This is a genomic window from Stenotrophomonas veracruzanensis, from assembly GCF_032911525.1.
GTDB lineage: Bacteria > Pseudomonadota > Gammaproteobacteria > Xanthomonadales > Xanthomonadaceae > Stenotrophomonas > Stenotrophomonas africana.
Map to the genome: position 1 here is coordinate 34878 of NZ_JAWJTI010000003.1, position 25986 is coordinate 60863.

Consider the following 25986-nt stretch of genomic DNA (forward strand, 5'->3'; position numbering starts at 1 on the left):
CGAAGAACCGACCGGGTCGCCAAGTAGCGGTGGGCCACCGTTCACCCGCACGCCCCATGCGTGCACCGGCGGCACCTGACGAAATTGTCAGGCAGGCGACAGCAAGGCGCCGGAGGCCAGCCGGGAGGATGGCATCAGGCCTGCGCAGCCCCCGCGCCGGCACCGGTATGGACCCCTGTCATGCGAATTCCCTTCCTGTCCGCGCGAATGCGTCGCCGCCACCTTGTCCTGGGCGTGTTGCTGCTGGTGGTGTTGTCGCTGGTGATGCTGTTCCAGGGTGTGTCGCGCAGCGACGCGCAACCGGCCAATGCGCCGCCGCCGGTACCGGTGGTGACCGGCCGTGTCGAGCAGCGTGATGTGGCGCATTGGCGCAGCGGCGTGGGCACGGTGCAGTCGTTGCAGAGCACCGTGCTGCGGCCGCAGGTCGATGGCGTGCTGACCGAGGTGCTGTTCGAGGAGGGCCAGAAGGTGCGCAAGGGCCAGTTGCTGGCCCGTATCGATGATCGCGCGATCCGTGCCGATCTGGGTGGCGCACAGGCTGCGGTGGTTCGCGACCGGGCCACGCTGGATGCCGCGCGCTCGGACCTGGCGCGGCTGCAGCAGCTGTCTATCGACCAGCTGGTTTCGCGGCAGATGCTGGAGCAGCAGGCGGCCACGGTGCAGCAGCTGCAGGCCACCGGGCGTGGCAACCAATCGGCGGTGGATGCCGCACAGGTGCAGCTGTCGTACACCCGTATCCTGGCGCCGATGGATGGCCGCATCGGCCTGCGCCAGGTGGACCCCGGCAACCTGGTGCGTGCCACCGACACGCAGGGGCTGGTGACAGTGCAGCAGACCGATCCGATCTCGGTGGTGTTCGCGCTGCCGCAGGACGCGCTGCCGCAGCTGCGGGAGGCACTGGCTGCGGGCGACGTGGCGGTGCAGGCGCTGGACCGCGATGGCGGTCAGCGCCTCGCCGAAGGCACCCTGCAGGTAATCGACAACCAGATCGACGAGACCTCCGGCACGGTGCGGCTGCGTGCCCGCTTCGCCAATGCCGACGACCGGCTGTGGCCCGGCCAGCTGGTCAGCGTGCGGGTACGCATCGGCCAGAGCACGGGCGCACTGGTGGTGGACGCTGCCGCAATCCAGCGTGGTGTCGAGGGCAGCTTCGTCTACCGCGTAGTGGCCGATGGGAGCGTCGAAGTGCTGCCGGTCACCGTCGGTGAAGCCGAGAACGGGCGGGTGGCCGTCCAGGGTGAATTGCGGGTGGGCGATGTGATCGTGCGCGATGGCCAGTCACGCCTGCGTCCGGGCGTGGTTGTTACCGAGGCTGGCGCACCGGCTGCCAAGGCCGGAGTCGCACCATGAGTCCCCGCGTTTCGCTGTCCAGCTGGTTTGTTCGGCATCCGGTGGCCACCACGCTGCTGACGCTGGCGGTGATACTGCTGGGTGTGGCCGCGTTGCCGCGGTTGCCCGTGGCGCCATTGCCGGAAGCGGAATTCCCGACCATCCGCATCAATGCCAGCCTGCCCGGCGCCAGTGCCGAGACCATGGCATCGGCGGTGGCCACGCCGCTGGAAACGCAGCTGACCGGCGTGCCCGGCATCATCGAGATGACCTCCACCAGTGCGCTCGGCAGTACCTCGATCACGTTGCAGTTCGACCTGGAAAAGAACATCGATACTGCCGCGCAGGAAGTACAGGCGGCGATCAACGCCGCGGCCGGGCGCCTGCCCAGCGACCTGCCGAACCTGCCAACCTGGCGCAAGGTCAATCCGGCCGACAGCCCGATCCTGGTGCTCAGCGTGGTCTCGGCACAGATGTCGATGACCGAGTTGAGCGACCTGGCCGAGAGCCGCCTGGCGCGTTCAATCAGCCAGATCAGTGGCGTGTCCGAGGTCAACATCGTCGGCCAGCAGCGCCCGGCCATCCGCATCCAGGCGCAACCGGAGCGGCTGGCGGCAATGGGCATGACCCTGTCCGACCTGCGCGGCGTGGCCCAGAACGCCAGTCTCAACCAGGCCAAGGGCGCGCTGATGGGCGAACAGCGCACGTCCACCTTCGAGGCCAACGACCAGCTGTTCGATGCCCAGGACTACCGCCAGCTGGTGGTCGCCTACCGGCAGGGTTCACCGGTCACCCTGGGTGATGTCGCGCAGGTGGTCGACGGTGCCGAGAACGCCTATGTGCAGGCGTGGCCGAACGGGCAGCCGGGCGTGGGCCTGATCATCAGCCGGCAGCCGGGCGCGAATATCGTTCGCACCACCGATGCCGTGCTGGCCGCCTTGCCGGAGCTGCGCGCGAACCTGCCGGCCAGCGTCGACGTGGACGTGCTCAACGATCGCACGCGCACCATCCGCGCGTCGCTGCACGAGGTGGAGCTGACCCTGGTGCTGACCATCGTGCTGGTGGTGCTGGTGATGGGGCTGTTCCTGCGCCAGCTCTCGGCCACGCTCATCGTCGGTGCGGTGCTGGTCGTAGCGCTGGTCGCCACGTTCGCAGCGATGTATGTGGCTGGCTTCAGCCTCAACAACCTCACGCTGGTGGCGCTGGTGGTGGCGGTCGGCTTCGTGGTGGACGACGCCATCGTGGTGGTGGAGAACATCCACCGCCATCGCGAGGCTGGGCTGGGACCGGTGGAAGCGGCACTGAAGGGTGCGGGCGAGATCGGCTTCACCGTGGTCTCGATCAGCCTGTCGCTGATCGCGGCGTTCATCCCGTTGCTGTTCATGGGCGGCGTGGTCGGGCGCCTGTTTGCCGAATTCGCGCTGACGATCACGGTCGCGATCCTGATCTCCATCGTCGCGTCGTTGACCCTGGCGCCGATGATGGCTGCGCACCTGATGAAGCGCATGCCGGCCCATCGCGACGGGCAGGACACGCTGGCCGGGCGCCTGCTGGCCGGCTACGACCGCAGCCTGCAGTGGGCGCTGGGCCACCAGCGGCTGGTGCTGCTCGGCTTCGGTGCGACGGTAGCGGTAGCGGTGGCCTCGTATGTGGTGATCCCCAAGGGCTTCTTCCCGCTGCAGGACACGGCCTTCGTGTTCGCCACCACCGAAGCGGCACAGGACATCGGCTTCGAGGAGATGGCCGCCAAGCACCAGCAGCTGGCGAAGATCGCCGCCGAGGATCCGGCGCTGCAGGCTTACAACCATGCAGTGGGCGCCACCGGTGGCAGCCAGACCCTCTCCAACGGCCGCTTCTGGTTCATCCTGAAGGACCGTGGCGACCGCGACGTGGATGTGCACGGCTTCATCGACCGGCTGCGCGCGAAGATGGCCAGCGTGCCGGGTATCACCGTGTACATGCGTGCCGCGCAGGACATCAACCTGGGCGCGGGGCCGGCGCGCACGCAGTACCAGTACGCACTGCGCGGCCAGGACAGCCGCGATCTGTCACGCTGGGCCGAGCAGCTGACCGAACGCCTGCGCGGGCTGCCGCAGCTGCGCGACGTGTCCAACGACCAGCAGGTGGGCGCCAGCGTTACCCGCTTGCAGATCGATCGCACCGCTGCGGCCCGCTTCGGCCTGACCGCCAACGATATCGACCAGGTGCTCTACGATGCGTTCGGCCAGCGCCAGATCAACGAGTTCCAGACCGAGACCAACCAGTACCGGGTGATCCTGGAGATCGCGCCCGGCCTGCTTGGCGAGGTCGATGCGCTGTCCTACTTCCACCTGCGTTCGCCGCTGACCGGGCAGATGGTGCCGCTGTCGGCGGTGGCGCAGGTGCAGCCGCCCGGCAACGGGCCACTGTCGATCAGCCACAACGGCATGCTGCCGGCAGTGAACCTGTCGTTCAACCTGGCGCCGGGCGTCTCGCTGGGTGAGGCAGTCACCCTGGTTGAGCAGGCGCAGGCGCAGATCGGCATGCCCGACAGCATCAACGGGCGCTTCCAGGGCACCGCACAGGCGTTCCAGGAATCGCTGGCCAGTCAGCCGCTGCTGATCCTGGCCGCACTGCTCGCCGTCTACATCATCCTCGGCGTGCTGTACGAGAGCTTCGTGCACCCGCTCACCATCCTGTCCACGCTGCCGTCGGCCGGTATCGGTGCCGTGCTGATGCTGTGGCTGTGGGGGCTGGATTTCTCGATCATGGCGTTGATCGGCATCGTGCTGCTGATCGGCATCGTCAAGAAGAACGGCATCCTGATGGTCGACTTCGCGCTGGATGCCCAGCGCAACCGCGGGCTGACCCCGCTGCAGGCCATCCATGAGGCCTGCCTGACCCGCTTCCGCCCGATCATGATGACCACGCTGGCGGCGCTGCTGGGTGCGATTCCGCTGATGATCGGCTTCGGCACCGGTTCGGAGCTGCGCCAGCCACTGGGCGTGGCGGTGGTCGGTGGCCTGCTGATCAGCCAGTTGCTGACCCTGTACAGTACCCCGGTGATCTACCTGGCCCTGGACCGGCTGTTCCTGCAGCGCCGACGCGAGCGCAGGGCGGCGGCCGGTGCCGCGCTGACGGAGCCCGGATGAAACTGCTGATCGTCGAGGATGAGAGCAAGACCGCCCACTACCTGCGCACCGGTCTGGGCGAACAGGGCTGGGCAGTGGACCTGGCCGCCGACGGCGTGACCGGCCTGCACCTTGCCCGCGAGTTCGACTACGACGTGATCGTGCTGGACGTGATGCTGCCCGGCATGGACGGCTTCAACGTGCTGCGCGAACTGCGCCGCAGCAAGCAGACCCCGGTGATCATGCTGACCGCGCGCGACCGCGTGGACGACCGTGTGCATGGCCTGGGGCAGGGTGCCGATGACTACCTGGTCAAGCCTTTCTCGTTCATCGAACTGCTGGCGCGCCTTCAGGCGCTGGTCCGGCGCGGTCGCCAGCAGGAGCCGACCGAACTGCAGGTGGGCGACCTGCAGGTCAACCTGCTGGCGCGCCGCGCCTATCGTGACGGCGCGCGACTGGACCTGACCGGCAAGGAATTTGCGTTGCTGGCCCTGCTCGTGCAACGGCGCGGGCAGATCCTGTCCAAGACGGTGATCGCCGCGCAGGTCTGGGACATCAATTTCGACAGCAACACCAACGTGGTGGAAGTGGCGATCAAGCGCCTGCGCGGCAAGCTCGATGGTCCGTACCCCAGCAAGCTGCTGCATACCGTGCGCGGCATGGGCTACGTGCTGGAGGTGCGCGAAGACGAGGGCGATGGCCGATGAGGTGGTCGATCGCCCAGCGCCTGTCGGCGATGTTCGCGCTGGCCGCGCTGCTGGTGTTCACCCTGCTGGGCATCGGCGTGTACGGCGTACTGGAACGGCAGGTAGTGCGTTACCAGCACGCCGAGCTGCAGACCAAGCTGCACGCGGTCAGCGGCAGTGTGGCGATGTGCGATACCCGCGAACGCTGGAACAAGGTCCGCGACAAGGTCGGCAACCTGATTTCCGGCGACCGTGACACGCTGGTCTGGGCCTGGAGTGAGGACCCGACCTTCCGCATCGGTGCCGAGCCCCCGCAGGTGCAGCCACCCAATGGCCACGACAGCGGCATGGGCACGTTGCAGCGCGAGGGCCAGCATCCGCTGCGCACGCTGTATGAGCGCGTGCCCGGCAAGGGCGTGCGGCCGGCGGTGGACCTGTGGATCGGTATTGATTCCGAACCCTACACCCATGCGTTGCAGCGTTTCGCCGTGGCGCTGTGGATCGCCGGCGTGCTGGGCGTGCTGCTGGTGGCCGGCCTCGGTTACTGGATCGCCCGCCTGGGACTGGCACCGTTGCGCGCGCTTTCGGACGAGGCGCGCTCGCTCAGCCCGCAGCGGCTGTCCCAGCGGCTCGGCACACAGGCGCTGCCGGCAGAGCTGGGGCACCTGACGCATGCCTTCAACGGTGCACTGGATCGCCTGGAGGCCGCATACACGCGTCTGGATGGATTCAACGCAGATGTGGCCCATGAGCTGCGCACGCCGCTGGCCAACCTGATGGGACAGACCCAGGTGGCCCTGTCACGTCCGCGCGACAACGCGCAGTTGCAGGAGGTCATGCAGTCCAACCTCGAGGAGCTGGAGCGGCTGCGCGCCATCGTCAACGACATGCTGTTCCTGTCGCGGGCCGGGCAGGGCGATATCGCGATGGAGACCCGGCCGGTGGCCCTGGCCGACGAAGTGGCCGCCGCCGGGGACTTCCTGGAGTTCCTGTTCGAGGAAGCCGGGCTGACCCTGCGCATCGAAGGTGATGCGACTGCCAGCATCGATCCCTCGCTGTTCCGGCGCGCCCTGACCAACCTGCTGCACAACGCGGTACAGCATGCGCGGCCCGGAACCGAGGTGTGGGTACAGCTGCAGGCCAACGGCGAGGGCGCGCGCATCGCCGTGTTGAATGAAGGCGAGGGCGTTGCAGCCGAGCACCTGCCGCTGCTGTTCGAGCGCTTCTACCGGGTTGACGAGGCCCGCGAGTACCGGGGCGAACGCCATCACGGCCTGGGCCTGTCGATCGTCAAGGCCATCGCCGTGCTGCACGGCGGGGATGTGTTCGTGGCCAGCCGCGACGGGCTGACCACGGTGGGATTCACGGTGGCGTGCTGACGCTGCGGCTCAGGTGCCGTTGCCGAACCGGTCGGCAAACACATCCGTCGCCCGCACCAGAGCGTCGACCGTGGCCGGTTCGTTCGCGCTGTGGCCGGAGGTCACCATCTCAAGGCGCGCTTCCGGCCAGGCCTTGGCCAGGTCCCATGCGCTGCGCGGCGGGCAGATGATGTCGTAGCGCCCCTGCACGATCACGCCGGGCAGGTGGCGGATGCGATCGATGTCGCGCAGCAACTGGTCGTGTTCCAGGAAGATGCCGTTGCGGAAGTAGTGCGCTTCAATACGGGCCTTCGCCAGCGTATCCAGCGGATCATCGGTGGATTCGGCATCCACATCGTGCTGCAGGGTGGCGGCGTTGTCTTCCCAGCCCAGCCAGGCCTGCGCGGCTTCGATGCGGGCCGCCTCGTCCGGGCCATCCAAGCGCGCCCAGTAGGCCGCGATCATGTCGCTACGCTCGGCTTCCGGAATGTAGGCCTCATAGCGGTCCCAGCGCTCCGGGAAGATCCAGCGCGCACCACCGTTGGCCTCGGCAAACCAGCGGTTCTCGATCTCGCGACCGAGGAACACGCCACGCACGATCAGGCCGGTGGCGCGCTCGGGATGCGCCTGCGCGTAGGCCAGTGAGAGAGTTGAACCCCAGGAGCCGCCATAGACCAGCCAACGCTCGATGCCCAGGTGCTCGCGCACCTTCTCGATGTCGGCCACCAGGTCCTGCGTGGTGTTGTCGCGCAGCTCGCCGAACGGCGTGGAGTGGCCGCTGCCGCGCTGGTCGATCAGCACGATGCGGTAACGTGCCGGGTCGAAGAAGCGGCGATGGGTCGGCGAGATGCCAGCGCCCGGGCCGCCGTGCAGGTACACCACCGGGATGCCCTCCGGCGTGCCACACTCTTCGATATGCAGGGTATGCAGATCGCTCACCGGCAGGGTGAACTCGCGGTAGGGCTCGATGGCGGGGTACAGGGTACGCATGGCGGGGCCTCACAAGCAGGGGCGGCCAGCATACCCCCACCCGCGGCATCCGGCAGCGCTGGTTGCCTGCCCGGCGATGGAAATGCGCTTGCCGATGCGCATAAGCTTCGATGATGCAAGCAACCCCGACACGGATGTTCACCTTCGACCTCGGCCTCAGCAGCGGCGCGCGCGAGCTGTTGAAGTGGATCGCGCTGCTGGCCATGACCGGCGATCATGTGGCCAAGGTGGTCTTCGGCGCCTACGTGCCGGTGGTCAGCGAACTGGGGCGTATCGCCTTCCCGCTGTTCGCGCTGGTGATGGCCTGCAACCTGGCCCGGCCCGGAGCCGACCTGCGCAAATCGATACGCCGGCTCGCGCTATGGGGACTGATCGCGCAGCCATTGCACGCACTCGCGTTCGGTTCCTGGCTTCCGCTCAACATCCTGCTCACCTTCACTGTGGCGGCGGTGGCCGTGCATGCGCTGGCGAACAATCGGCCGGTGCGGCTGTTGCTGGCTGCCGGCGTGCTGCCGATGTTCGTGGACTACCAGTGGGCCGGCGTTGGCTCCGTGCTGCTGGCCTGGATCGCGTTCCGGCATCGGGCGTGGTGGCTGTTGCTGGTTGGGCTTGCAGCGGTGTGCTGGGCCAACCATAACGGTTGGGCGCTGCTGGCCGTTCCGGTGGTGCTGTTGGCCGCGCGGGTGCCGTGGCAGCTGCCGCGCTGGCGCTGGGCATTTTATGGGTACTACGTGGGGCATCTGGCGGTGTTGGCGTTGACCAGCCATGCCATCTATCGTCTGCTTCCGGAATGAAATACAGATCCACGCCATGCGTGAATGCTGTCGTTGGATCGACATGGCGAGCCGAGCATGGCTCGGCTCTACACGTCACCGGCAAAGCGGGTCGAGCATGGCTCGACTCTACAGGCGATGCATGTCTGGCGCGGAGGCCGCCCGGCTCAGAAATCCATCGTCGCCGACACCAGCACCGTCCTCGGAGCACCCAGCGCCAGACTCGACAGCAACGGCATGCCCCAGTACGCCTTGTTGGTCACGTTGTTCACGCTGGCCCGCAGCGCAAGCGGTCGACCCGCCACGGTGGTGCTGTAGCGCGCCCCCACATCGAACAACGTGCGCCCCGGCACAGACAGGCTGTTGTCGGCACTGATGTACTGCTTCGACATCGCCGTGGCATTGCCGGTCAGGGTGAGGCCCTGCAAGGTCGGCACACCCCATTCAATACCCAGCTTGGCCTGCCGTTGCGCTACGGCAGTGGCGGTTCGCCCCTCATTCACACCGCCGGCCGTGCGGGTCAGCTTCGGCTGTACATAGGCTACGCCACCGAGCAGGTGCACACCTTCCAGCGGCGCACCGAAGAAGCCCCATTCCACGCCGCGGTTACGTTGTTCGCCGCCAAACGAGAAGATATTCGTGACCGGGTCGGTGTAGCTGCTCGGTCGCTTGATCTCGTACAGGCTGAAGGTGTGCGCGAAGCTGCCCAGGTCCAGCTTCAGGCCCAGCTCCTTCTGCCTGGTGCGGAACGGTGCGAACACTTCGCCGGCGTTGGCTGCGGTCATCGGCGCGGTGGCGCCCTGACTGAGGCCTTCGATGTAGTTGGTGTAGAGGGAGATCGTGTCGGTGGCTTTCACCAGCAGGGCCGCTGCCGGCGTGGTGGCGCTCTCGTCGTAGCGCGAGATGCGTGCACCCGTGGACACGTCGAAGGTCTCGCTGACCACCTCCTGGCGGCGCACGCCCAGCGTCAGCTGCACGCGGTCATCGGCGAAGGCGAGGGTGTCGGCGAAGCCGATGCTGTGCTGCTTCAGCTCGGTATGCGAGATGTGCGGTGCCACGAACGGCGCGGCCGGGCCCCACACCGGGTTATACAGATGGGTGGTCCAGTCCCAGCCCGGCACGCTGCGGCGTCCATAGTCGTTCTGGGTGTGCTGGTAGTGGGTCACGTTGGCGGCCCATTGGTGGCCGACAGCGCCGGTGCGGAACGAACCGCGCAGGCCGGCATCTGCGGATTGCTTCCTGATATCGAAGGCGAGCTGGCCGATCACCGTGCTGAAGTCGCCGGCTGGATTGAGGATCTGCGCGCTGATCGAACCATTGTAGCGGTAGTCGGTCTTGCTGGTGCCATACGCGAGGTAGGCCGTCAGGCTATCGTTGATGTTCAGCTCGCCGCGCAGCATCGCGCCCTTGTCCTGGCTGTCCACGTAGGCCCAGTCCGGGTTGATCAGCGTATCGCCACGCGGCGGCCGCGGAATGGCGACGCCCGGCGCCAGGCCGACGCCACGTGCCGGGCCGTCCACGCGGTCATCGGCGCTGTACAGATCCGCCGACAGCCTCGCACGGTCGCCGCGCCAGTCCAATGCCAGCGAACCGAGCTGTACCTTCTTGCGCTGCTTGCCGACCGCGCCATCGCCATCACGGTAGGCACCGTTGAAGCGGATGCCGAACTGCTTGTCTGTGCCCAGGCGACGGCCCATATCCACGTGGGTGCCGAACTGCGCGTCGGAGGCGAAGTTGGCACTGACCCGCAGCAGCGGTTGATCGCCGGCACGCTTGGGGACCAGATTGACGCTGCCACCAACCGAACCGCCCGGCGGCATGCCGTTGAGCAGCGCGGAGGGGCCCTTCAGCACCTCGATGCGCTCGAACATTTCCGGCGAGGTGCGGTAGTACGGCGCCATGCCGCTCAGGCCATTGAAGGTGGTGTCGCTGGTGTTGGAGGCGAATCCGCGGATCGCGTAGTTCTCGCTCCACGAACCGGTGACGCCGTTGCTGAACACCGTAGGGTCGGTGGCGGCGATGACGTCGGTCAGGTCCTTGGCCTGGCGGTCGCGGATGAAGGACTCGGTGTAGCTGACCGTACTGAACGGCGTGTCCATGAAGTCCTTGTCGCCAAGCAGGCCGACGCGGCTGCCGGCAGCCACTTGCCCGCCCGCGTAGTCCGCAGTGACCCGGCGCTGTTCCTGCACCTGCACCGAGGGCAGGGTGGACGGTGCGGTGTCGGCCAGCGCGGCGAACGAGGCAAGCAGCCCCAACGTGAGGGCTGACACCCGGTAGCGCAGGGGCATGCCCGGCGGATGCATCTGACCGGAAAAGGGGGCGGCAGCAGGATGCTGCGGAGAAGAGAAGTCGTACACGTTCATGCCAGATTCCTGTGAATCGCAGGCGCGATCGCGCCTGGCGCGCTGCCGACGGCAAGCACGGGGAGAAGGCGCAGCGCAGGGTTGTTGGCTGGGTGGGGACCTGGCGGGAGGTGAGCCATGGGCTCGACTACGGGCAGCGTGCTGGACGCATTCCGAATTAGTTGAGTAAATTAAACTAAATCAATCGAAGCGGACAAGGGGGGCCCTTTACTGGCACCCTCAGCAGGGTATGAGCACGCACCCAGATCCAACGGCGCCGACCCGTGGCCGCCCACCGACCATCACCCCGGAGCGCCTGGCCGACATCGGCATCCGCCTGGGCCTGCCCAACCTGACCATGGCCAACGTGGCCGCCGAACTGGCGGTGACCCAGGCGGCGCTGTACAAGCGCGTGGCCAACCTGGAGGCATTGAAGCGCCTGGTGGCGGAGGCGGTGTTCCAGCGCTGGCAGATTCCGCGTGCGTCGGTCGATGCACCGGGTGGGCTGGAGGCCTACCTGATGGGGTTCGTGGAGTCACTGTGCGAGGTGGTGAAGGCGCATCCCGGGCTGCCCCCATACCTCCTGCGGCGCACGGTGGCGACCACGTCGATGCTGGAAAAGATCGCCTCGCACCAGGCGCACGTGGCTGATGTGTTCGGCCTGCCGGTGGACAAGGTGCGCTGGCTGCTGGCCACGATCGCCTTCTACTGCATCGCCGGCGCCGACACCATCTACGCGATTGCGGACGATGAAGAAGGGCAGGTGATCACCGAGTTCAAGCAGGGCATGCGGGCGTTGGTGATCGGCTCGTTGCAGCTAGTGGAGGCGGACGGCGCCCTGCAGGGTCGAGCCATGATCGACCGATCTTCCCGATGAATGCAGTCGAGCATGACTCGACTCTACAATGCGGCCATGCCTGCCACGCCTACTCTCGATGATCTTCGCCGCCACGCGGTGGCGCGCACCCTGTTCAAGCCGACCACGCTGCTGACCGCGATACGACGGCTGGGCTTCGTGCAGGCCGACCCGATCCGTGCACCGGCACGCGCGCAGGACCTGACCCTTCGGCACCGGGTAAAGGACTACCGCGCGGGCGATCTTGAGCGGCGCTACACGCGTCTGCCGGTGGAAGAGGACTGCCTGGTGAACTACGGCTTCCTGCCGCGTGAACATCTGGCGCTGATGCACCCACGGGTTTCCAAGCGCGAGTGGGATGCCGAGACCCATCGCCGCGCCGCCGACGTGCTGGCCTTCGTGCGCGAGCGCGGCAGCGTGCACCCGCGTGAGGTCGACCAGGCGTTCGCGCATGGGCGGGTGACCAACTACTGGGGAGGCACCAGCAATGCCAGCACGCATCTACTGGACGGCATGCACTACCGTGGCCTGCTGCGGGTGCAGCGACGCGACAGCGGTACGCGCATCTACGCGGTGGCTGAGCATGCCGAGCCCGATTCCAGCGAACAGGCGCAGATCGAACGTGCTGCCGCCCTGATCGATCTGGTGGTGCGCAAGTACGCGCCGCTGCCCTCGGCGAGCCTGACCTATCTGGTGCGCCTGCTGGGCTATGGCGCACCGCATCTGTCCGAGCAGACCCGGCAGGCGTTGGCGTTGGCCAAGCAACAACTGGCCAGCTGCACGCTGGAGGGCACTACCTGGTACTGGCCGGCGGACGAGAACCCGCGCTCGCGCCGCCATGCGCCGGACGACCAGGTACGCCTGCTGGCGCCGTTCGACCCCGTGGTGTGGGACCGCCGCCGCTTCGAGCTGCTGTGGGGCTGGGTGTACAAATTCGAGGCGTATACGCCTGCACCGAAGCGCCAGTACGGCTACTACGCGCTGCCAGTGTTGTGGCATGAGCAGGTGGTGGGCTGGGCCAACCTGAGCGTGCGCGAGGGTGAGTTGATGTCGAACGTGGGCTATGCCGGGAAGTCGCTGGCCCGCGACAAGGTATTTCGTGGCGCGCTCGAAGACGAGCTGCAGCGCATGGCGGATTTCCTGTAGCGCCGAGCCATGCTCGGCTGTTGTTTGCGCGGGCCCAGGTGCCGAAGCAACGCGCGTGGTGTCGTGATACCTGGCGCCCACCAAGATGGGCCGCTACCAGCGCAACGTTAGTGGCCGACGTTGGTTGGCGTTGCAATGTCAACGACGCGCATGCACCGGCCAGCGGATCTCGAACGCGCTGCCGCCGCGTTCGGTTGGACGGCACTGCGCCGTTCCGTGATGGGCCACTGCAATCGCCCGTACCACGGCCAGGCCGAGACCTGAGCCACCGCTCTGCCGTGAGCGCGACACATCGGTGCGCTGGAAGGCTTCGAAGATGCTGTCGCGCAGGTCGTCTGGCACGCCGGGGCCGCCATCTTCAACGGTCACGGTGCAATGGCCTTCAGCCAGCGACACGTGCACTTGCAGCGGGCAGGGAATGGCATGTCGGCGTGCGTTTTCCAGCAGTGCCAGCACCGCCTGGCGGATGCGTGCCGGATCGCAGTCGGCAAGCGAGGGCCGTGCGTCCAACGTCACCGAGAAACCACTCTCGGTCAGCGCCTCGGACATCGCCTCCACCACCGCCGCGACCTGCACGCTGACGTCGCTGCGTTGCAGGCGCAGATCGAGGTGGCCACTCTCGGCCAGGCTGACCACGCGCAGGTCCTCGATGATGCGGTTCAGGCCCTCCAGCTGGGTGAGCATGCTGTTGAACTGCTCGGGGCCGGGCTCGAACACGCCCTCGGCGATACCCTGCAGGCGGCCACGCAGGATGGTCATCGGCGTGCGCAGCTCGTGTGCGATGGCCGCGTTCCAGAACACGCGGTTCTCGGACATCCGGCTCAATCGCTCGGCCATGGAGTTGAAGTCGCTGACCAGCGTGGCGGCCTCGGTCATCGAGGTGTCTCCGCCGCGCGCACGCGCCTCCAGGTCACCGCTGGCGACCCTGCGCAGGCTCTCGGCCACTGAGTTCAATGGTGTGATGATGCGCCGGGTCAGGCGCGAGGCGACCAGCGTTGCGAAGATGACGACAACCGAGGCCGTCAACCCGATCCACAGCCATTCCAGTCCGGACGGCATGATGGTTTCCGGCTCGTCGTACCACCGCGGATAGAACACCTCCATCAGGTAGTAGAACAGGTAGAAACCGCTGATCGACAGCACCGTTGAGCACAACGAGGCGACGGTGATGGACAGCGTGATCTGACGACCGATGCTCTTGCCCTTGGGATTCATCATTCAGTCCAGGAAGCGGTAGCCAACGCCACGGATGGTGGCAGGAATGCCAATGACACCTACCTCTTCCAGCTTGCGACGCAGCTTGCTGACATGGCTGTCCACGGTGCGTTCCTGCGCATCGCCCTCAGGTAGGCAGGTCTGCAACAGGTCCAGCCGGCTGTGCACCTGACGCGGTGCACGGGCCATATGCACTAGCAGGCGGAACTCGGTAAGCGTGAAGTTCAACGCGTGCACATGATCCCCGGTGCGCACGGCGACCTCGTGGCTGCGCAGGTCGATCTCGAATGGTCCCTGGCGGATCACCCCGTCCGGCTCCTCGGCGACAGGCTTCGCGCTACGCCGAAGCACCGCCTGTATACGGGCGACGATCTCGGCCGGATTGAAGGGCTTGGCCACATAGTCATCAGCACCGACGCGCAGTCCGGTCAGCTTGTCCACGTCCTGGTCGAGCGCGGTGATCATGATCACCGGCGTGTTGCCGCGCCGGCGCAGCTCGCTCAACACCTGCCAGCCATCGAGTTTGGGCATCTGCACATCCAGCAGCACCAGGTCCGGGCGCAGTTGGCGGTGGCTGGCCAGGGCGGCCTCGCCATCGGCGGCGCGGGCGCTGCGCAACCCGGAGCGGGCCAGGTAGGCGCCGAGAATGTCTGCGATCTCACCCTCATCTTCGGCAATCAATACCAGAGGTGGTTGTCGGGTGCGGAGATCGTGTTTCATGGGGTGCTGCGGATTCGGAAAGAGAGTGGGCAGATGCGTCGGCAGGGGCAGCGTCATCGTCGGCGCTCCATGGCCTGTGCTTCTTCATTGGCGGCCCACGCCAGCGTTGCCAGCACCAGGGTGCGATGCAATGACGGTTGCATCGGGTCCTTGCTGAGCCGCTGCTGTACAGCGAGTGCGGATACGGCGGCGGGCAGCTTGATCCAGCGCGCTGCCATCGTGGTTGCATCCACCCGCGCCTGCAGGCGCATTGCCATGTGCAGGACGGCGCGCATACGGAGGGCCGCCAGCGCGATGACCAGTACGGCGACAGCGGTGATCAGCAGATGCAGCGCAGTACCGCTTGCCGGGTGGGTCGCCCACCATGCCGCCAGGCCGATCAGGGCCAACGCAGCGGGCGACCCGAGGTGGTTCAATCGGCCGGCGCCATCGCTGTGGAACCACACCAGTGCGGCGGCGCCGAAGCCTGCCAGCAGGGACGGCAGCGCGTGCTGGCTGGCCAGCGTGCAGACGCCGGTTGAGGTCAGCACCAGCACGAGCAGCCACGGCGAAGGCGCGCAGCAGGCCAGATAGGCGCGACGCACGTCGATCGAGGGCATATCTGGATAGGGTCGGGTCACGGCGCGCAGGCAGTCGACAAGGGCGCCGAGGCTAGCCTCCATTGATGGAGACTCGGTCGAGATTGTGTCGAGATTGCGTGGACGCGGGGAGCCCGATTCAGCCGGGGGTGGCGCGCCTGAACGGCGGCCACGTCTCCATGCAATCTCCACAGTGGCTCCAAGAAACGTCCACTCCGGGCTCGCAGACTGCGGCCTCAGCGGTCGCACTGGGTGGCCGCCCGAAGCCGGGCGTTTCAATGAACAACCGCAGGACCTGGATCATTGCCGCGGCCGTAGCTGCCGTTACAGGCACCGCCGGCTGGTGGGCATTCACAGGCGGCGATGATGCCGCGCTGATCACTGCGCCGGCAAGGGTTGCGGACCTGGAGAAGACCGTACAGGCGGTGGGCCGGGTCAACCCGAAAGAGTTGGTGGCGGTGGGCGCGCAGGTGTCCGGCCAGGTCAAGCGCCTGCATGTGGTGCTGGGCCAGCGTGTGCACGCTGGCGATCTGATTGCCGAAGTGGATTCGCAGCCGCAGCGCATCGCCTTGCGCAGCGCCGAAGCGGCTGCCAATGCGCTGCGTGCCCAGCATGCGGCCAGCCAGGCGCGCTACGCCCAGGCCATCCGCGTGCATGAGCGCCAGTCGCAGCTGGTGGCGTCGCGGCTGGTCTCGCAGGAAGGTTTCGAGTCCGCGCGGGTGGCGCGCGAAGCGGCGCGCTCTGACGCCGCAGCGCTCCAGGCGCAGATCGACCAGGCCGTGACCCAGGTAGAGACCGCGCGGATCAACCTGGGCTACACCCGTATCGTCTCACCCTCCGAGGGCTACATCGTGGCTATCGTCACCAAGGCCGGGCAGACGCTGAACTCGATGCAGACCACGCCGACCATCGTAATGCTGGCACAGATGGACACGATGACGGTTCGCACCGAGATCGCGGAGGCCGACGTGGAGTTGATCGCGCCTGGCCAACCCCTGTGGTTCTCCACGCTGGGACCGGGCGGACGCCGCTACGAATCGCATCTGCAGCAGCTTGAACCCGCGCCGTCGTCGATTGCCGACGTGGCCACCGGCAACACCGGTGGATCGGCGCAGACGCCGAAGGCGGTGTACTACGCCGGGCTGTTTGATGTACCCAATCCGGGCCTGAAACTGAAGCCGTCGATGACGGTGAAGGTGACGATCCAGCTGGCGCGCGCCGCCAACGCGCTGCAGGTGCCGTTGACGGCAGTGTCCGAGAGCGATGACAAGGCGGGCAACAGCGCGACCGTGCAGGTGATCGATGCCAAGGGCCGTGCCCGCGAGCGCGCGGTGACGACCGGCCTGCGCACCGCTACTGCGGTGCAGATCCTGTCCGGCCTCAAGGCAGGTGAGAACGTGGTGGTCGGGCAGGCGCCCAGTGGCGCGGAAGCCGAGCCCACCAGCCTGCTGGGGATGTGAGCATGGCCGACGCGCTGCTTGAACTGCATGGCGTATCGCGCGCCTATCGCTCGGCCGCCGGCGAGGTGGCGGTGTTGAAGGACGTGTCGCTGCGCATCCTGGCGGGCGAGTTCATCGCCATCATCGGCCCGTCCGGTTCGGGCAAATCCACGCTGATGAACATTCTGGGCTGCCTGGACCGGCCGACCGAAGGCAGCTACCGCGTGGATGGGGCAGCGACCGAGCAGATGTCGCCCGATGAACTGGCGCACCTGCGTCGCGAGCATTTCGGTTTCATCTTCCAGCGCTACAACCTGATGGAAAACCTGAGCGCTACCGAGAACGTGGCGCTGCCGGCGGTCTATGCCGGCGTGGATGCCGATGCGCGCACCACCCGTGCGCGCATGCTGCTGGAAACGCTGGGGCTGGGTGAGCGCACCACGAACCGGCCCAGTCAGCTGTCCGGCGGGCAGCAGCAGCGCGTCTCCATTGCGCGTTCGCTGATGAACGGCGGCGCCATCGTGCTGGCCGACGAGCCGACCGGTGCGCTGGACCATGCCAGTGGCCAGCAGGTGATGGCCGAGCTGAAGCGCATGCACGGCCAGGGCCACACCGTGATCCTGGTGACCCATGACGCTGCGATTGCTGCCCACGCGTCGCGTGTGATCGAGATCGCCGATGGACGCGTGGTGGCTGATCGCCACGAACAAGGCCAGACCGCGCGGCAGCATGCAGACGTGTCGGGGCACAGACCCACGGTGGCCGCTGAACGCCGCGCCCGCATCGATGCCATACGCGAGGCGACCCGCATGGCAGTACGCTCGATGCTGGCCCATCGCCTGCGCACCCTTCTGACCATGCTCGGCATCATCATCGGCGTGGCCGCGGTGGTGACCGTGGTGGCGTTGGGCAAGGGCGCACAGGCGCAGGTCGAGTCACAGATCAACGAACTGGGCGCCAGTACGCTGGAGATCTTCCCGGGTACGGATTTCGGCGACCCGCGCTCGGCCGAGATTGAAACGCTGGTCGTGGACGATGCCGATCACCTGGCCGCATTGAGTTATGTCGACAGCGTAAGCCCCAACCTGAGCAGCTCAGTGGCCGCTCTGCAGGGCAACCGGCGCGCCAACACACAGGTCCTTGGCGTGGGTGCTGATCTGCCGCGCGTGCGCGGGCTGCGCCTGAAGGCGGGCCGGTTCTTCACCGATGCCGAGGTGGCTGCGCATCGCGCGGTGGCCGTGCTCGACCAGAAGGCGGCCAAGACGTTGTTCAACGGCAATCCGATCGGCGGCACGGTGCTGCTGGGCGGCATGCCAGTGGACGTGATCGGTGTGGTAGGTGCCAGTGCATTCGCAGGCGGCGCGACGCCCACCGTCTACGTGCCTTACACCTCGGCGGCCTCGCGCCTGCTTGGCAGCCAGCGGCTGGAGAGCATTACCGTGCGTGTGCGCGATGACGTTCCGACCCGTGCAGCGGAGGTCTCGCTGGGTGCGGAACTGCAGCGGCTGCATGGGCGTCGGGACTTTTTCATCTACAACTCGGACCAGATCCGCAAAGCGGTGATGAAGTCCAGCCAGACGCTGGCGGCGCTGGTCTCGGCGATTGCGGCGGTGGCGCTGGTGGTCGGTGGCGTGGGCGTGATGAACATCATGCTGGTGTCGGTGAAGGAGCGCGTGCGCGAGATTGGCGTGCGGCTGGCGGTGGGTGCGCGGCAGCGCGACATCCTGCGCCAGTTCCTGATCGAGGCGGTGCTGATCTGCCTGTTCGGTGGCGTGCTGGGCGTGCTGTTGGCCTTCGCTGTGGGTGCGCTGTCCAGCCTGCTGTCGCTGGGTGTGCCGTTCCTGTTCACGCCCGGGCCGGTGCTCGCCGCGCTGGCGTGTTCGTCTGCGATCGGGCTTGGCTTCGGTTACTTTCCGGCGCGTAGCGCGGCGCAGCTGGACCCGATCCAGGCATTGGCGGCGGAGTAGGGCCGCACGCGCTGCGGGAGCCTTGAGAGCCGAGCATACCTTCGGTTCTACGGGAGGATTCCCGGCGGCAGAGCGAGCGTGTCAGTGCGGCGGAAAGGCGATGACGATGTCATTCAGCGGCAGCTGGTTCTGCCGTGGCGCGGCCACGGCTGGCTTCCAGGCATCCCCCTGGCCGAACAACTGCGCTTCGCCTTCAGGGCCGAGATCCTCGAAGGCCTGGAAGACATAGGGAATGCCTTCGGATCCTTCGAAGCTTGCCTTGTTGGAAAGCTGGAAGTGCAGATGCGGAGCGGCGGAGTTGCCTGACTGCCCAAGTTCGGCCAGCGGCTGTCCGCGCTGGACACGTTGCCCGGCTTTCACCCTGATGCTGCCGGTGCGCAGATGGGCGTAGCTGGCAAAGGCACCCGGCGCGATTTCCAGGACAACGTAGTTCCCGAACAGGCCGTCTGCTGTCAGTGAGGCAGGCTCCGGCTGTGGGGTGAGGGGCGGATGCTCGGATTGCCCATCTCGCACCGCGCGCACGATGCCATCGGCGACCGCCAGTACGGGTGCTGCGTATCCTACCCAGTCCGAATGACGCGTGTGCTGCAGATCCCTGGCGGTCGAACGGAGTGCGTGGCCGTGTTCGTCGACACCGACCAGATCGAGCGCGAAGCGCTGCGGAATGGTCAGATCACCATTCACCGCTACCAGGCTGCCCCAATGGTGTGACTGCGCGTCGCCGGGTCCCTCATGGGCGAGCCATCGGCCACCCTGCAGGGGGGGACCCAGCGCCATGACCGACCCTGCGTTGACCGCAACACTGGCGCCGTCAAGCACCACGCTGCCGTGGTTCGTTGTCTCCAGCAGCATGCGGTGCCGGAGGGAATGCGGCGCGTGGGCTGCGGCGGGCAGTGACAGCCACAGGAACACCACCAGACGCTTGCCCGGCGCAATGGAGACCACGCCATCCTCCGCTGGGGTCGGCCGCACCCAGCGGCGCAGGGCAGAGGCGTCCAGGCTCAGCAGCGGCGTGCCGGCATCGTCGCCCAGCACCTGCAGCCATTGCGGCTGCAGCGCACCGGTATCGCCGTAGTAGTTGGTGATGTGCAGCTCGTAGGCCAGATGGCGCAGGCCGTCGCTGCCGACAAAGAGAGTCGGTGCGAAAGGTATCCTTGCTTCGACCGGCGCAGGGGTCGGCGTCGGCAACGCCAGTGAAGGAAGCAGCAACAGCAGCAGGGCGAGGCAGATGCTGCGGGTCATGCGCGTTCCCCAGTCGGCCGTGGGCGGCCGATGGCGAGCATAGCGCCGTGTGACGGCCAGGGATATACGGACAGGGGTTGATCAGGGCTGCGCGCGCGGGTGCTTGCGCACGCGGGCGCGCTCGCGATACAGGTGGCTGTCGGCACGTTGCAGGGTATCGGCCACCGACTCGCCCGTTGCATGGTGCGTCGCCCCCATCGAGAAGGGCGTGGGCGATTGCCCCGCGTGCTGCGCATACCACTGCTCCAGCGCGGCCAGCCGCCCCGGTTGCGGGGCGGTCAGCACCACCATGAACTCGTCACCGCCCATGCGCACCACGTTCTCCGCCGTACCCAGCGGCGAACGCAGGAAGGCGGCGAATTCCACCAGCACGGCGTCACCCCGCGCATGGCCCTGGATGTCGTTGACCTGTTTGAAATGATCCAGATCGAACACCAGGCAGGCCCATGCCTGGTCGGCCAGTTCGTCAAGGCGGGGCAGGAAGCGGCGGTTGTAGCTCTGGGTAAGCGGATCCTTGAAGGACATCTCGCGCAGTTGCTGTTCCTGCATCCGCAGCGCGGTGACGTCCTGCGCATGTCCCAGCACGTAGGGTGGGTTGGCTTCGCTGTCGAGCACGTTGTGATACGCCCAGTAATGGCGCGCTCCATCGGCGGCGATCAGTTCGATCACGCCGGCATCGGTGTGGTTGGCATGGATCCGCTTCAGGTACGCCTTGAAACCATCGCGCTTCTCAGGCGGCATCAGGTCACACAGGCTGCGCCCGATCATCTGGCCCTCATCGTATCCCAATGACTGTACGGCCGCGGGATTCACCGAAGTAAGAACGCCTTCCAGCGTATGCGTGCAGATCAGGCCGAGGCTGTAGTGGAACAGGCGGCGGTAGCGCGTCTCGCTGGCTTCCAGCGCATCCAGCGCGGCGCGCTCTTCGGTGATGTCCTGGATCGCCCCGACCAGCCGCGGGCGGCCATCGACCTGCTGCCGGCTGCCGACCACGCGGGTCCAGATGGCGCGCTCGTCGGCGGTGGTCATGGGCAGCTGCACCTCCCAGGATGTGCCTTCGTCGATGCAGCGCTGCACTGCGGCGCGGATGATGTTACGGCTGTCCTCGCGATAGAACGAGAGTGCGGTCTCCAACGTGGGCTCGAAGTTGCTGCGCACGCCGTGCAGTTGCTTGGTTTCGCGGGTCCAGCGCACTTCGTTGGTGAGCAGGTCCATCTCCCAGCCGCCCACCCGCGCCGCGCGGTTCGTGCGCTCCAGAAAGTCTTCGCTGCGTTTCAACTCGCGATGCAGTGCTTTGGCCTGGGCAACCTGCGCCATCAGGGTGCTGCGCTGTTCCAGCACCTGGGTGGTGACCCGTGCCAGGTGAACCATCAGTTCGCGCTGCGAGGGCGACAGCACACCGGGCATCGGGTCGAGCAGGCACAGCGTGCCAATGCGTGCGCCATGGGCCGAGCCCAGAGGGATACCGGCATAGTGGCGGATGCGCGGCCCACCGGTGACCAGTGGATTGGTGGAAAAGCGTGGGTCCTGACGCGCGTCGGGTATCTCGAACAGCTCGTCCTGGCGTATGGCATGAGTGCAGAATGAAATCTCGCGCGCCGTTTCGCTGACGCCCTCCAGGCCGATGTTGGCCTTGAACCATTGGCGGTCTTCGGCCACCACGGTAATCAGCCCCATGGTCAGGCCGGTCGCGGCGCGGGCCGCCGCGACGATGGCATCGAACACCGGCTCAGGGGGCGTATCCAGCAGATGCAATCGTTCGATTTCGAGCAGTCGTTCGGCTTCGTCCATGGCGCTTTTCAGGGCTGGGTGGCGAGGGCGGTTGCGGCGGCTGTCTGGCGCTACGCTAGCGCGCGCGCCGTTATGTATCGCCACGGCGGGGTGATGCCGATGTGAGGTGGGCGCGCTGGCTCAGTGTTGTTGGAGCGATGCCTGCAAGGCGGCGGCCAGCGCAGCGTCTCCGGATACCAGGTCCTGCCAGCGCAGGATGATGCCCTTGCGTCGCCCCTTCTCAACCAGCTTGAGGCCTTCGGGGTCCACGGTGAGGGTATAGGGCAGGCCATCAATGTGCACTTCGCGGCGCAGTGGTTTGTCGAGCGGGGTCATCATCGTTTCCTCGCAGGGGCGGAAGCGCGACGTGGCTGAATCGATACGTGACGGTGATCACGGATGTGCCACCGCCAGGGGAAATCAACAGCGCGGCTGATGCCGATGCGGGGCCCGACCACTGGATCCTCCGGGGGCCGCACGCCATCGCTGGCGATGACAATGCCGTGGCTGCCAGTCACCAGGTCGGCGCCGTCGAAACTGCGGTCCAGCCCGAATGCCTGCGAGAGCTTGCCGGGGCCGCTGGCCAGATCGTGGTCCCGGCGCGCGGCGGGGCGCAGCTCGTGCATGCGCTCAAGGCCCGCCAGCGGCTCGACGGCCCGCAGCAGCACCGCCACCCCTTCACCGACCTCTCCGCAGACCACGTTGCTGCCCCAGTGCATGCCGTAGGTGAAGTAGACATACAGGTGCCCGGCCTCACCGAACATGCTGGCCGTGCGCGGCGTCTGCCCGCGATAGGAGTGCGCCGCCGGATCGACGCTGCCCGCGTACGCTTCGACTTCAACGATGCGACCCGTTCGGCCATCGTCACGGACCAGAAGTTTGTTGAGCAGCTCGGGCGCAACCTCGACGGGCGGGCGCCGGTAGAAGCTGCGCGGGAGGATCTGAAGAGCGGTGGGCAACCAATCCGGCACGGTAGAGGCAGGCTCGGGCAAATGTTGGTGGCACTGTGGCATTGGACTGGTGAAACGGGCGCAGACGCGGCGTCATTCCGGCGCGGGCGGTGCAGCCAGCGCGGCGCGCCGGGCGGCATAGACCTCGGGTGTCTGCGGTTTGATGAACAGTGCCACCAGTTCCGGATACTCGCGCTTCACCGCCGTTTCGATGCGGGTGATGCACGCCTCGATCTGGGGCGTCTTCCGGTCATCCTCGAACTCGGCGCTGAGCATGGCCACGACCTGTTCCGGTCCCATCTGCATGGTGGTCACGCCGTTCGCGCGGCGCAGGTCCGGATCAGTTTCCGCCACCGCCATGATCCGCTGGGCCACCGCCGGGTGGGCCGGCTCTCCAACCAGCAGGCCCTTGGTTTCACGGGCCAGGAGGAAGGCGGTTGCGGCCAGCACGCCGGCGATGCACAGCGACGCCACACCATCAAGCACCGGCATATCCAGCGCCTGCGCGGCCACCAGGCCGATCAACGCGAAGCCCAGCCCGAGCAACGCAGCGCTGTCTTCCAGCAGTACGGTGAAGGTGGAAGGATCCTTGCTGCGGCGGAAGGCTTCGAAGTAGCCAAGCTTGCCCTTGGTACGCCGGAACTCGCGCAGCGCCACCCACCAGGAGGCACCCTCGAACAGGATGGAGATGCCCAGCACGCTGTAGCTCAGTGCATGGTTGGTGGCCGGTTCCGGCCGGCGGATATGCTGGATGCCCTCGTAGGCCGAAACACCGGCGCCGGCGGCGAACACCAGCAGGGCGACGATGAAGCTCCAGAAGTACAGCTCGCGGCCGTAGCCGAATGGATGCAGGGAATCCGGCGCCTTGCCGGCACGGCGCAGCCCGTACAGCAGCAGGAGTTCATTCAATGTGTCGACCAGCGAATGCACGCCCTCACTGAGCATGGCCGAGCTGCCGGAGATGCCGGCAGCGATGAACTTGGCGATGGCAATGGCCAGGTTGCCCGCGAGGGCGGCATAGATGACCAGACGGGAACCGGTGGGAGCGGACATGTCGGCGGCGGGGCGGGGCGGACGCCTGATCTTCCCGATCAGCGCGTGCCCATTGCGTGCACGGCGCGATCAGCGCCCCTTGGGGTTGAGATACAAACGCGCCCCATCCGATTCACGGTACCCCGTCCAGCGCCCACCGCCTGACGCGCGGAAGCGCCCGAACACGGTGTTGCTGGAGTCGGTCAGCAGCAGCTGGTTGCCTGATAGCACCCAGCGGTTGGCCGAGAAGAAGCCCTCCGGGCAGCCGGCGGGCACATAGGCGCTGTAGCCGCCGAACCATTCCATGTTCTTCAGCTCGATGGTGCAGGTATCGCCGTTTTCCTGGCCCAGCGTCCAGCTCCCGAACAGATCGCTGTCGCGCACATCGCGGCCGCCACGGTGGCGATCATGGCTCCAGTCGTCGTTGTCGTCGTGGAAACCGAAGCCCACGTCGATCTCTTTGTTTTCGGTGCGTGATTCGGACTGCGAGCTGCCGCTGGTGGTGGTCTGGGTGGTCACCGCGCTACTGCTCTGGGTCTGGGTGCTGCTGGATTGCGTGGTCTGGTCGGTGCGGGTGGTCTGTTCGCCGAAGCCGAACGAGGCGTCCTGGGCCAGGGCAGGCAGGGCCAGGAAGCACAGCGCCGACAGCCAGCTACGGGCAAGCAGGGCAGCCATCGCAGGATCCTCGGAAGGGTGGATCGCGCGAGTATCGAACCGGTGGGGTGGGAGACGGTGTGAGGATGCGCCCTGAGGCAGGCCAGCCGAGAGCTGACGGGTAGTGCTGGCCGCTGGCCGGCATTTCTTCGGTCTCTGGGCGTCAAAGGGGAGCCGGCCAGCGCCCGGCACCGCCCGCAGCCAGGCATGGCCTTGCTCTATCCTTCGGGCTTCACCCTTGCCACCCGTTTCCGGTACTCATACACGTTGTCACCGCGGATGCGCTTCTCCTCGGTGCCGGTAACCCGTCCCACCTGCTGGTCCGAGCCGGTGACCGGCTTGGCCTCGATGTCGGTCTCGTGCTCGAAGGAATGCGATTTGTCGGTGTTGCGGTAATAGCGGTACAGCGCCCAGTACAGCGCGGTTGCGCCGGCTGGTCCTGCCGCCAACAGCCAGAGGCCACTGTCGTCGCTCATGTCGATGCCACCAGGAAGGCAATTGCGAGGGCTTCAATGACGGTGCCGGTGGCCAGTGCCGCCAGCAGCATCTTCCATTGCTGCACGGGCACACTGCCCATGGTTTCGCCGGTTCGGCCGTTCACCGCGATGTAGTGCAGCATGCCGCCGTTCTTGCCGGGCTGGTGGTACGAGTACAACCACACCGGCAGGTACATCGACACCCAGCGGGTGCCGTGCACTTCCAGCTGTTCCTGCTCCCAGCGCACGCCACGGTTGTAGCGCTTCACCGAGCCTTCCACCTGTGCGCGGGCAATGGACAGCAGCTGGTCTTCCAGCCGCGGCCGCAGCTTTTCGACATCCAGGTTGCGCTTCTCCGAAGTGAAGCCGGCCAGGTACGAGGCGTTCCACTTCACGGCGTTCTTGGTGTCGAACGGCAGGATGGTGTTGATGATGTTGTTGGTATTGGCGCGGGTATCGAGATTGCCGCGCTCGGCCGAGGATTCCAGGGGCAGGTCATCGACGGTGAAGTCGACCTGGCGTTCGACCTGGTAGACGTCTGCGTCATACAGGGTGCGCTTGTTCTTCTCGCTGCCCACCGTGTACTCACGCGTCTTGATCTCGCCCTTGCCGGCCACGGCCGCGCTGACATTGCTGTCGACGATCATGTAGGGCAGGAACACGCCCACCACGTTTTCCGGGGTGAACTGGTCCTTGAACGCCTTCAGCGCGAACATGCGGCGCTTGTCGACGAACTGGCGGATGCGCGCGACCGCATCGTCCTTCTTGATGTGGAAGGGCAGCACCGCATCGGGCACCGCGCCGTTGGCGATCTGCTCGTTGACGCCGAACACATGGCGGCACCAGTGGCAGCGCGCCGTCATCGTACTCTCGGTATTGACCGTGACTTCGGCGCCGCACCCAGTGCATTTGAACGTCATCAGTGCCGAGGTGTCGGCATCGATGTCACGCGCACCGGAGGCAATGACGGTGCCGCGCAGCTGGTCGATGGCTTCGCCCAGGCCGAATTCTTCCTCGACCCGCGCACCGTGCCATTCGTGACGGCAGTACAGGCAGACGAGGATGTCGGTGCCGGCCTTGGGCCGGATGTCGGTGGCGCCGCACTTCGGACAGCGGTTGAGGCCGTCCTTCAGCTCGCTGGCCGACGTATCGATGGCCACAGGATCGGGCGCTTCCACTTCATCGCGGATGGCCTGCGGCAGCGTCGAGGTGTCCAGCGGGAAGCTGCCGGGCAGGGGAGGGACGTCCTGCGGCGAACCGGGCCCATCCAACGACGCCGCCGGCAAGGGCGGCGGCGTCGCGGGCGCGGATCCGGGCAGCGGCGGTGGACCGTTTCGGGGATCGGACATGTTG

The 25986-nt window shown here is 66.8% G+C and carries 22 protein-coding genes; 9 read left to right on the forward strand and 13 right to left on the reverse strand.

Features of this window, described 5'->3' with window-relative positions:
* Positions 1 to 180: 180 nt before the first annotated feature.
* The 4 genes from R1H25_RS03540 to R1H25_RS03555 are packed head-to-tail and all read left to right on the forward strand — an operon-like array spanning position 181 to position 6504.
* Positions 181 to 1350 (forward strand): efflux RND transporter periplasmic adaptor subunit, encoded by a 1170-nt coding sequence (locus tag R1H25_RS03540; RefSeq protein WP_317222719.1) that lies wholly within the window; start codon positions 181 to 183, stop codon positions 1348 to 1350.
* A complete protein-coding gene (locus tag R1H25_RS03545) occupies positions 1347 to 4460 on the forward strand; it encodes a multidrug efflux RND transporter permease subunit (RefSeq protein WP_317222720.1) in 3114 nt (1037 codons plus the stop codon). Before R1H25_RS03540 ends, R1H25_RS03545 begins: the two co-directional genes overlap by 4 nt.
* Positions 4457 to 5146 carry a heavy metal response regulator transcription factor gene (locus tag R1H25_RS03550; protein WP_317222721.1) on the forward strand — a complete coding sequence of 230 codons (690 nt, stop codon included), beginning with the start codon at positions 4457 to 4459 and terminating at the stop codon, positions 5144 to 5146. The genes R1H25_RS03545 and R1H25_RS03550 overlap by 4 nt, the downstream gene beginning before the upstream one ends.
* Positions 5143 to 6504 (forward strand): heavy metal sensor histidine kinase, encoded by a 1362-nt coding sequence (locus tag R1H25_RS03555; RefSeq protein WP_317222722.1) that lies wholly within the window; start codon positions 5143 to 5145, stop codon positions 6502 to 6504. The genes R1H25_RS03550 and R1H25_RS03555 overlap by 4 nt, the downstream gene beginning before the upstream one ends.
* Positions 6505 to 6513: 9 nt before the next feature.
* On the opposite strand, the gene pip is transcribed toward R1H25_RS03555, so the two are convergent.
* On the reverse strand, positions 6514 to 7473 hold the full coding sequence (gene pip, locus R1H25_RS03560; protein ID WP_317222723.1) for a prolyl aminopeptidase: 960 nt from the start codon (positions 7471 to 7473) through the stop codon (positions 6514 to 6516).
* 113 nt (positions 7474 to 7586) lie between these two features.
* Here pip and R1H25_RS03565 point away from each other — a divergent pair, with 113 nt between their 5' ends.
* Entirely contained in the window at positions 7587 to 8267 is a 681-nt protein-coding gene (locus R1H25_RS03565) for a TraX family protein (RefSeq protein WP_317222901.1), read from the forward strand.
* A 146-nt stretch (positions 8268 to 8413) separates the two neighbouring features.
* Here R1H25_RS03565 and R1H25_RS03570 read toward each other — a convergent pair whose 3' ends face one another.
* A complete protein-coding gene (locus R1H25_RS03570) occupies positions 8414 to 10609 on the reverse strand; it encodes a TonB-dependent siderophore receptor (protein ID WP_317222724.1) in 2196 nt (731 codons plus the stop codon).
* 229 nt (positions 10610 to 10838) lie between these two features.
* Between R1H25_RS03570 and R1H25_RS03575 the strand changes: the two genes are divergently transcribed.
* Both R1H25_RS03575 and R1H25_RS03580 read left to right on the forward strand, forming a co-directional pair.
* Complete coding sequence (locus R1H25_RS03575) at positions 10839 to 11465, forward strand: TetR/AcrR family transcriptional regulator (protein ID WP_317222725.1); 627 nt, start codon at positions 10839 to 10841, stop codon at positions 11463 to 11465.
* A 12-nt stretch (positions 11466 to 11477) separates the two neighbouring features.
* Positions 11478 to 12590: a DNA glycosylase AlkZ-like family protein gene (locus tag R1H25_RS03580; RefSeq protein ID WP_317222726.1), complete on the forward strand. Its 1113-nt coding sequence runs from the start codon at positions 11478 to 11480 to the stop codon at positions 12588 to 12590.
* A gap of 138 nt (positions 12591 to 12728) precedes the next feature.
* On the opposite strand, the gene R1H25_RS03585 is transcribed toward R1H25_RS03580, so the two are convergent.
* The 3 genes from R1H25_RS03585 to R1H25_RS03595 are packed head-to-tail and all read right to left on the reverse strand — an operon-like array spanning position 12729 to position 15145.
* Positions 12729 to 13805 (reverse strand): ATP-binding protein, encoded by a 1077-nt coding sequence (locus R1H25_RS03585; RefSeq protein WP_317222727.1) that lies wholly within the window; start codon positions 13803 to 13805, stop codon positions 12729 to 12731.
* Between the two features lie 3 nt (positions 13806 to 13808).
* Positions 13809 to 14525, reverse strand: a complete 717-nt coding sequence (locus tag R1H25_RS03590) for a response regulator (protein WP_317222728.1) — start codon at positions 14523 to 14525, stop codon at positions 13809 to 13811.
* A 53-nt stretch (positions 14526 to 14578) separates the two neighbouring features.
* Entirely contained in the window at positions 14579 to 15145 is a 567-nt protein-coding gene (locus tag R1H25_RS03595; protein ID WP_317222730.1) for a hypothetical protein, read from the reverse strand.
* A 236-nt stretch (positions 15146 to 15381) separates the two neighbouring features.
* Between R1H25_RS03595 and R1H25_RS03600 the strand changes: the two genes are divergently transcribed.
* Positions 15382 to 16563: an efflux RND transporter periplasmic adaptor subunit gene (locus R1H25_RS03600; RefSeq protein ID WP_317222731.1), complete on the forward strand. Its 1182-nt coding sequence runs from the start codon at positions 15382 to 15384 to the stop codon at positions 16561 to 16563.
* A gap of 2 nt (positions 16564 to 16565) precedes the next feature.
* Positions 16566 to 18509 carry a MacB family efflux pump subunit gene (locus R1H25_RS03605; protein ID WP_317222733.1) on the forward strand — a complete coding sequence of 648 codons (1944 nt, stop codon included), beginning with the start codon at positions 16566 to 16568 and terminating at the stop codon, positions 18507 to 18509.
* A gap of 81 nt (positions 18510 to 18590) precedes the next feature.
* Here the strand turns inward: R1H25_RS03605 and R1H25_RS03610 are convergent, their stop codons facing one another.
* From R1H25_RS03610 to R1H25_RS03645, 8 genes are all read right to left on the reverse strand, one after another.
* A complete protein-coding gene (locus R1H25_RS03610) occupies positions 18591 to 19751 on the reverse strand; it encodes a M23 family metallopeptidase (protein WP_317222734.1) in 1161 nt (386 codons plus the stop codon).
* An 81-nt stretch (positions 19752 to 19832) separates the two neighbouring features.
* Positions 19833 to 21542 carry a PAS domain S-box protein gene (locus R1H25_RS03615; RefSeq protein ID WP_317222736.1) on the reverse strand — a complete coding sequence of 570 codons (1710 nt, stop codon included), beginning with the start codon at positions 21540 to 21542 and terminating at the stop codon, positions 19833 to 19835.
* 120 nt (positions 21543 to 21662) lie between these two features.
* Complete coding sequence (locus tag R1H25_RS03620; protein WP_134957701.1) at positions 21663 to 21857, reverse strand: hypothetical protein; 195 nt, start codon at positions 21855 to 21857, stop codon at positions 21663 to 21665.
* Positions 21857 to 22492 (reverse strand): DNA-3-methyladenine glycosylase, encoded by a 636-nt coding sequence (locus R1H25_RS03625; RefSeq protein ID WP_317222738.1) that lies wholly within the window; start codon positions 22490 to 22492, stop codon positions 21857 to 21859. Before R1H25_RS03625 ends, R1H25_RS03620 begins: the two co-directional genes overlap by 1 nt.
* Positions 22493 to 22564: 72 nt before the next feature.
* On the reverse strand, positions 22565 to 23524 hold the full coding sequence (locus R1H25_RS03630; protein WP_057499427.1) for a cation diffusion facilitator family transporter: 960 nt from the start codon (positions 23522 to 23524) through the stop codon (positions 22565 to 22567).
* A 69-nt stretch (positions 23525 to 23593) separates the two neighbouring features.
* Positions 23594 to 24178, reverse strand: a complete 585-nt coding sequence (locus tag R1H25_RS03635) for an AprI/Inh family metalloprotease inhibitor (protein WP_317222741.1) — start codon at positions 24176 to 24178, stop codon at positions 23594 to 23596.
* A gap of 197 nt (positions 24179 to 24375) precedes the next feature.
* Positions 24376 to 24633: a hypothetical protein gene (locus R1H25_RS03640; protein WP_317222742.1), complete on the reverse strand. Its 258-nt coding sequence runs from the start codon at positions 24631 to 24633 to the stop codon at positions 24376 to 24378.
* Entirely contained in the window at positions 24630 to 25982 is a 1353-nt protein-coding gene (locus R1H25_RS03645; protein ID WP_317222744.1) for a TFIIB-type zinc ribbon-containing protein, read from the reverse strand. The genes R1H25_RS03640 and R1H25_RS03645 overlap by 4 nt, the downstream gene beginning before the upstream one ends.
* Positions 25983 to 25986: the final 4 nt, after the last annotated feature.

What these genes read in the sequence shown, in the direction of transcription:
- R1H25_RS03540 (WP_317222719.1), top strand. Translation starts at nt 181, where the DNA reads ATGCGAATTCCCTTCCTGTCCGCGCGAATGCGTCGCCGCCACCTTGTC.
- R1H25_RS03545 (WP_317222720.1), top strand. Translation starts at nt 1,347, where the DNA reads ATGAGTCCCCGCGTTTCGCTGTCCAGCTGGTTTGTTCGGCATCCGGTG.
- R1H25_RS03550 (WP_317222721.1), top strand. Translation starts at nt 4,457, where the DNA reads ATGAAACTGCTGATCGTCGAGGATGAGAGCAAGACCGCCCACTACCTG.
- R1H25_RS03555 (WP_317222722.1), top strand. Translation starts at nt 5,143, where the DNA reads ATGAGGTGGTCGATCGCCCAGCGCCTGTCGGCGATGTTCGCGCTGGCC.
- pip (WP_317222723.1), bottom strand. Translation starts at nt 7,473, where the DNA reads ATGCGTACCCTGTACCCCGCCATCGAGCCCTACCGCGAGTTCACCCTG.
- R1H25_RS03565 (WP_317222901.1), top strand. Translation starts at nt 7,587, where the DNA reads ATGCAAGCAACCCCGACACGGATGTTCACCTTCGACCTCGGCCTCAGC.
- R1H25_RS03570 (WP_317222724.1), bottom strand. Translation starts at nt 10,609, where the DNA reads ATGAACGTGTACGACTTCTCTTCTCCGCAGCATCCTGCTGCCGCCCCC.
- R1H25_RS03575 (WP_317222725.1), top strand. Translation starts at nt 10,839, where the DNA reads ATGAGCACGCACCCAGATCCAACGGCGCCGACCCGTGGCCGCCCACCG.
- R1H25_RS03580 (WP_317222726.1), top strand. Translation starts at nt 11,478, where the DNA reads ATGACTCGACTCTACAATGCGGCCATGCCTGCCACGCCTACTCTCGAT.
- R1H25_RS03585 (WP_317222727.1), bottom strand. Translation starts at nt 13,805, where the DNA reads ATGAATCCCAAGGGCAAGAGCATCGGTCGTCAGATCACGCTGTCCATC.
- R1H25_RS03590 (WP_317222728.1), bottom strand. Translation starts at nt 14,525, where the DNA reads ATGAAACACGATCTCCGCACCCGACAACCACCTCTGGTATTGATTGCC.
- R1H25_RS03600 (WP_317222731.1), top strand. Translation starts at nt 15,382, where the DNA reads ATGAACAACCGCAGGACCTGGATCATTGCCGCGGCCGTAGCTGCCGTT.
- R1H25_RS03605 (WP_317222733.1), top strand. Translation starts at nt 16,566, where the DNA reads ATGGCCGACGCGCTGCTTGAACTGCATGGCGTATCGCGCGCCTATCGC.
- R1H25_RS03610 (WP_317222734.1), bottom strand. Translation starts at nt 19,751, where the DNA reads ATGACCCGCAGCATCTGCCTCGCCCTGCTGCTGTTGCTGCTTCCTTCA.
- R1H25_RS03615 (WP_317222736.1), bottom strand. Translation starts at nt 21,542, where the DNA reads ATGGACGAAGCCGAACGACTGCTCGAAATCGAACGATTGCATCTGCTG.
- R1H25_RS03620 (WP_134957701.1), bottom strand. Translation starts at nt 21,857, where the DNA reads ATGACCCCGCTCGACAAACCACTGCGCCGCGAAGTGCACATTGATGGC.
- R1H25_RS03630 (WP_057499427.1), bottom strand. Translation starts at nt 23,524, where the DNA reads ATGTCCGCTCCCACCGGTTCCCGTCTGGTCATCTATGCCGCCCTCGCG.
- R1H25_RS03635 (WP_317222741.1), bottom strand. Translation starts at nt 24,178, where the DNA reads ATGGCTGCCCTGCTTGCCCGTAGCTGGCTGTCGGCGCTGTGCTTCCTG.
- R1H25_RS03640 (WP_317222742.1), bottom strand. Translation starts at nt 24,633, where the DNA reads ATGAGCGACGACAGTGGCCTCTGGCTGTTGGCGGCAGGACCAGCCGGC.
- R1H25_RS03645 (WP_317222744.1), bottom strand. Translation starts at nt 25,982, where the DNA reads ATGTCCGATCCCCGAAACGGTCCACCGCCGCTGCCCGGATCCGCGCCC.